Source organism: Veillonella sp. T14073-2, assembly GCF_002959875.1.
Classification (GTDB): domain Bacteria; phylum Bacillota; class Negativicutes; order Veillonellales; family Veillonellaceae; genus Veillonella; species Veillonella infantium.
In genome coordinates, this window is the sequence record NZ_PPDC01000015.1 from 1 (window position 1) to 6,334 (window position 6,334).

The 6,334-nt window shown below is 31.5% G+C and carries 3 protein-coding genes and 3 pseudogenes; 1 reads left to right on the forward strand and 5 read right to left on the reverse strand.

Going from position 1 to position 6,334, the window contains the following annotated elements:
- Together VCHSUH04_RS09945 and VCHSUH04_RS09950 are read right to left on the reverse strand one after the other, a co-directional pair.
- Nucleotides 1–98: transposase (locus tag VCHSUH04_RS09945; RefSeq protein WP_199176446.1), on the reverse strand; the 98-nt coding region annotated here is incomplete at its 3' end.
- 240 nt (nt 99–338) lie between these two features.
- Nucleotides 339–845 (reverse strand): annotated as a pseudogene (locus VCHSUH04_RS09950) (ATP-binding cassette domain-containing protein); the annotation flags it as partial.
- On the opposite strand from VCHSUH04_RS09950, the pseudogene VCHSUH04_RS09955 reads away from it, so the two are divergent.
- Nucleotides 835–2,166 (forward strand): annotated as a pseudogene (locus VCHSUH04_RS09955) (relaxase/mobilization nuclease domain-containing protein). The pseudogenes VCHSUH04_RS09950 and VCHSUH04_RS09955 sit on opposite strands and share 11 nt — an antisense overlap.
- Before the next feature lie 29 nt (nt 2,167–2,195).
- Here VCHSUH04_RS09955 and VCHSUH04_RS09960 read toward each other — a convergent pair.
- From VCHSUH04_RS09960 to tnpA, 3 genes and pseudogenes are all read right to left on the reverse strand, one after another.
- Nucleotides 2,196–4,529: a S8 family peptidase gene (locus tag VCHSUH04_RS09960; protein ID WP_105086444.1), complete on the reverse strand. Its 2,334-nt coding sequence runs from the start codon at nt 4,527–4,529 to the stop codon at nt 2,196–2,198.
- Between the two features lie 2 nt (nt 4,530–4,531).
- On the reverse strand, nt 4,532–5,629 hold the full coding sequence (locus VCHSUH04_RS09965) for an AAA family ATPase (RefSeq protein ID WP_105086445.1): 1,098 nt from the start codon (nt 5,627–5,629) through the stop codon (nt 4,532–4,534).
- Nucleotides 5,630–5,881: 252 nt separating this feature from the next.
- Nucleotides 5,882–6,334: pseudogene (tnpA, locus tag VCHSUH04_RS09970) on the reverse strand (IS200/IS605 family transposase); the annotation flags it as partial.

Below are 6,334 nucleotides of genomic sequence, written 5' to 3' on the forward strand. Positions count from 1 at the left end.
TGATTATATATAACTTTACGTCTATACTTAGGTGTAAATACTATGTGGTATTTGCATAACCATTTTGTGTGCGCAAGGCTCTGTGTCTTTGTTGCCATATAAAATCACCTTTCTTTTGCATATAATACGGCTTGAACACCTACATTATACTTAAGCAAGGTGATTTTTTTGTATAACTTTCGTTGCCGCACCCGCATAGCGGGTGGTTTAATGATTCGCGACTACGTCGCGAACCAGTCTAAAGACAATAATTAAAAGGAATGAGTCCAGTAGAATACCGAACTCATTCCAAAAAAATAGCTTAATTATATCTGTCCAAGAAAATGGGTGCAGATCAATATAAGTAAAAAACCTTTTTTATTTTTCAGATATTCACTTACAATTTTTCTCCCGTCCATATCTAAATGGTTTGTTGGTTCATCTATAAGTAAAAAACCATCTTCTCTTGTAAATAAAATAGCTAAAAGAATTTTTGTTTGTTCTCCTTTAGAAAGCGTTTCAAATCCCCTGTAAACAAGGTTCTCATCTACATTTAGCAAATTAAGTTCTCTAAATAATCTCCATTCTTCCTCATCCGATATTAGTTCTTTATATAACTCAATTCCTAATTTTGAAGTATCACTTAAATTGGGTGGGAATTTAATAAAGTCAACATCCTTGCTTATTTTACCTTGATAAGTTTCTTGATTTAAAAGTAACTTAAATAGAGTTGATTTACCTATTCCATTTCTTCCTATCAATCCTATTTTCCAGTTTGTATCAAATGAAAATGATACATTTTCAAATACAGGGTTTACATAACCATAATATGAGAAATTGAGGTTTTCAATTTTAATTGTAGACATAAAAATCCCCCCTATAAAATCAACCCTTAATCTTACCATTGACTACATCGTAAATGGAGAAAAAACAGATGAACAAATCTTGGTAAGTACACATAAATGTCATCAAGAAACTGCTCATACAAAATTTTTAAGAACACGAAATGATGCAGGAACAAAAGGAACTGTTCTTGCAAGACATCTTATTCAATCCTTTTTACCGGGAGAAACTACGCCTGAAATTGCACACCAGATTGGTATGAAACTGTGTAAAAAGATATTAAAAAATGAGTATGAATTTGTCTTATCTACTCACATAGATAAGGGGCATATTCATAACTACATCATCTTTAACAATGTAAATATAGTTACCGGCAAATGCTATCAGTCCAATAAGAAAAGTTATCATAAAATCAAATATCAAAGTGATAAACTGTGCAAAGAAAACAACTTATCTGTCATTGATGAGTTTTACGAAAGCTATAAGAAAAAATATAAAATTAACGATAAGTCTTGGTATGAAAACTAACAGGCAAAGCGTGGTATTTCTTGGAAAAGCAGACTTCAATTTGACATTGACAGAATGATAAAGCAATCTCATGATTGGGATGAATTTCTAAAGAAGATGGCTGATCTTGGCTATGAAATTAAGTATGGCAAACACATTGCTTTTAAGCCGAAAGATAAGCCGAGATTTACAAGAGCTAAAACAATCGGAGAAGATTATACCGAAGAAAGATTAAAAGAACACATTGCAGAAAGAGTGTCTATTAAAACCCCTGCTGTCAAAAAACGCATTGGAAATGTCATTGATATGAATACCAATGCGAAGGTAAAGGAAAGCAAAGGCTACAAATATTGGGCAACCAAACATAATCTTAATACAATGGCAGAATCCGTTATCTTTATCAGAAAATATGGCATTAAATCCGTTAAGCAGCTTGATGATTATATCAGGAAAGCATCCGATGAAAAGCAAGATTTACAGGATAAAGTCAAGGCTATTGACAAGGAAATACAGATGCTTTCTACCACTATGGAGAAAGTTCATACCGTTAAAAAATACATGACATGCTACAAGGAATATAAGGCTAATCCATCTGACAAGGCATTTTTTGAAGAGTACAAAGCTCAGATTACCCTATATGAAAATGCTCTTTCAGAGCTTAAAAAATCCTATTCTAAGCTCCCAAATTCAAAAGATATTTTAGCTGAGCTTGATAAATTACAAGAAAAAAAGAATATCCTCATGCAAGAGTATTCTTCCTCAAAATCTGCTATGGACGAGCTTTACAAGATACGAAAAAATTACGGAATTTATATGGGTAAGGAGATTGAGAGATAATTAATTTCTTACCCATTTTTAATGTTCTTTTATAAATTAATATTGATGTTTTCAGATATTTTGATATTATTGTGCCAAAAATTATATTCATCGAGTTTATGTGTAATACCATTATAAACATTACAAGTATTAGTTGGATCTTTAATTGTGATGATTAAACAAAATTCTTGACTTAATTCCCTATTCTCGATAGCTGCCCTATCTTCAATACTACTTCTATAAGTGTTATCTATAGTTAAATACCATTTTTTATCGGCAGTTGTATATTTCAATTTGTTCCCGTCTGTTAACTCAGATGTATCCACTGCATATTTTTTTACTGGATAATATTTGTCTCCATACTGAATTAACATTCTTTCTTTTAACGCAAACTCTTTCGATGATTCTCTCATTTTGACCTTGCTATATAATGAACCCACCAATATATTTTGAGCCCCACTCCTTCCAATCGGATTTAGTATACAATTCTTACTTGTATCTCTAGGTACCTTTTCATCATAAGAACCAAACCTCACATCTATATTCGATTGACAATATTCGAACCCTTGAGTTGGATCTAAAATAGGATCATATACAAGTGTTACAATAGCCTGAAAATTAAAGAACTCATTCTTTACCAAGCATTCTGGCATAGGAAAGTCTTTAATATCTATAAATCTTCCTTTTGGCAAAACATCACGCAGTATTAAAGTTGTTTCATTTGGAGTATTATATAATATGTTATGAACGGTATCAGGTAATCCAAAACCAAGATATTTAGTTCTTTCAAATTCTGGTATTTCAGTATTATTAGGATAATTAGCTGAATGAATTATTAAGCTTTTCAATAACAACGGGTCAAATTCTTCATCCATTTCATTTAATAATCCCGCAGCTAAAGCAGCTACTCTAGGGGTGGAAAAGCTAGTGCCTGCTTGTTCTGCAATCTCTCCATTTTTAGAAAATGATTTTACTCCCCCTTGAATAATCTCTCCTTGTGAATTAACTCCAGCATTACCGCCTAAATGGACAATATCAGGCTTTATTATATATGCAGGACCTGGACCTCTTCTCGAAAATGGCGATAAGTTATATGGCTCAGATATCCAACCATCCTCTTTTTTATCTGCAATAGATCCAACCACCAATGATCTAACGGAATCAGCTCCTTCGTGTAATTTGCCAACAGCACCTCCTCTAGCAAAATTAGTACAATTTCCAGCTGATTTACATATTAGGACATTATATTCGTCTTGAATATCATCCAATGCAATAGCAAAATCGCTAAATTTTTGTTCAGATATTTCTCGAACAATACTTATTGATAAATTCCATATTTTTATTTCTTTATGGTTATTTTTTATAACCTCTCTAATGTTTTCTATTAATTCATCTTCTTCTATTCTTTCCTTTTGAGTATCTGGAAAAATCGCAGCGTCAAAGACTCTTATATTTTTAGCTCCGACAACTTCTTCTCCTTGAAACTCATCCCCATATGTAATAACACCCGCAACAAATGTTCCATGACTTTCCGATATTAATTCATTTGGATATGGGGAATTTCTATTTCCATAAATCCATGACTTTAATGGGGCTATCCCACATATTCCATTATCTAAAACACCGACAATCTCACTTTTTTTATCAACATCATATTCTTTTACTTTAATTTCATCTTTTTTATTCAAAACATCTAAATTAATTGATACATATGGCATAGGAACAAATTCTTCTGCTAAGTCAAATAATGTGCTATTTACGAGCTGATCCACTTGCAAATTTGATATATTGCATAGTTTATATATTATCAGTGATTTCGTATAATTTGTTTTTGCGAATTCTACATGTTCATTTCTCAAAAGCATCTCAAATTTTGCTTTATGACTTGTGTTAATAGAAAACTCGTTGAAGTTAAAAAGTTTCACTTTATAGTTAGAGACGCCTTCCGTTTTATATACAGTAGGCTTATATTTAATGATATTGTCAATACCCGAAATACCATATGCATTATTTTTAACATCGGTTATTTTTTCTTTAATTTTAGCTCCATCTTTTTGAGAATCTACACGAACAATTAAAGTATTTTCATCTGAAACTCCAATAACATTATTCTTATTAGTAAAAAATATATTCTCGATTTTCTTTCTATGGCTTTTAGCATGAGCATCTTTATTTAATTTTGCTTCAATTATAACTGGTATGTTTCTGTCTTCCCAATCTTCTTCTAACGCATCAAAAATCATTCGAGACAATTCAGCAGATTTTTCATTTAACTCACTACCACTTAGAACAAATTTAGGAAGTTCTTTTTTACCTCCACCTTCTACTCTTTGTTTATCTTCTTCACGTTTAGCAAAAAATTTAATTGGCAATTTCTCTTTCATTATTATTCACCCCTTAACTTTTTAGAAACCATCTGTATTCTTCTCAGTGGAAATCCACAACTTTGCAATTCTCTATGAGTCATTCCTCCTTGAATTAAAAATTCAAGGAACTCTATGTCACTAATTATTGAATGATTTTTGAACAAAAATGCTTCTCTTAAAATATCAAATAATGTAATCTCATTTTTTTCATTTATTACGGAACTTCTCATAGAATTATTCATTATAGTGTTAATATCAGAATGACTTAATCCTATTAACGAACTTGATATATTCTCAATTTTCTTATCTGAAATATCAAATTTAAATTTTGATTTATTGATACATGTATGAATCAAACTATTAATTTCAAGTTCTGTTGGTTTACTAACACTCAAAACTCTATTAAATCTACGCCAAATAGCGGGATCAAGTAATTCATGATGATTTGTAGCTGCAATTATAATACTATCTTTGCTAAAAATATCTATATTTTGAATAAGGCTATTTACAACTCTTTTTAATTCTCCCGTCTCATTTTTATCATCTCTTATTTTAGCGATTACATCAAATTCATCTAAAAACAAGATACATTCTTGCCTTGAAGCAAAATCAAATATTTTCCTAATATTTTTTGCTGTACTTCCCAACAAAGATGAAATCATTCCATCCAACCTTGCAGTTACTAATGGAAGTCCAGTCTCCATAGATATATATTGTGCCATTGAGGTTTTACCACATCCAGGCGGACCATAGAGAAGCAATGTACAAGGTTCATCTATTCCAGCTTTTAATAATTTATCTCTATTTTCATAACCTTTTATAAACTCCTTAATTTTGTTGTCAATTTCATTATTCAAAATTAATTTGTCTCTATCAATAATTGGATAACAAATATCCACCATGTCCATTCTGCTTTCACCATCAACAGGCTTAGATGATAATGAATCTAAGGACAATATTCCTCCTCTTTTTTTTGATAATAAATTATTTATTTTTCGTGATAATGCTAAGTCACCATTATTTTCTAAATTTTTAGCCAATATTTTAGAATAATTAAAGACCTTTTCCTTGTCTCCGGATAACGCACCTTCAATTATTTTGGAAATTTCAGTATACATTCAATGCACCTCCTATTTTATTTATTATACACCAAATCGCATTGCTTCTCAATTTTTTTGTTATCAAATCTATATTTTTTGTTATTATTTTTTAATTATTGTTATCATAAATCAGAACCACCCGTAAAACGGGTGGTTTGCTCACGGGCTATAAGCCCATAGTACTAGGCCTGCGTCTAAAGGCGCTGGCTTTCACTACGTTCAAGCTGCATAGCCATTGACTCGTAACGCTCCCCTTAAAGGGGATATGTATTACTTGCTACCCTTAAAAGGGTCCTCATATTCTTTTACACTAAGTTTATCTTTCATTTGGTCATGTAACTCTTGCTCACGTATATATTTTTTTACGGTAGCTTCATTTAAACCTACCGTACTTACATAATATCCCTCGGTCCAAAAGTGTCTATTTCCAAATTTATACTTTAAGTTTGCGTGTTTATCGAACATCATTAGTGCACTTTTACCCTTTAGATATCCCATAAAAGATGAAACTGATATTTTAGGTGGGATTAATACTAGCATATGCACATGATCTGCCATAAGCTCCCCCCCTCTATAATCTTGACGCACTTATATTCGCACAAACGTCTCAGTATTTCACGTAAACTATTTCTGTATTGATTATATATAACTTTACGTCTATACTTAGGTGTAAATACTATGTGGTATTTGCATAACCATTTTGTGTGCGCAAGGCTCTGTGTC

Bases quoted from the DNA above. Each gene is read 5' to 3' on its own strand.
- VCHSUH04_RS09960 (WP_105086444.1), bottom strand. From the start codon at position 4,529: ATGAAAGAGAAATTGCCAATTAAATTTTTTGCTAAACGTGAAGAAGAT.
- VCHSUH04_RS09965 (WP_105086445.1), bottom strand. From the start codon at position 5,629: ATGTATACTGAAATTTCCAAAATAATTGAAGGTGCGTTATCCGGAGAC.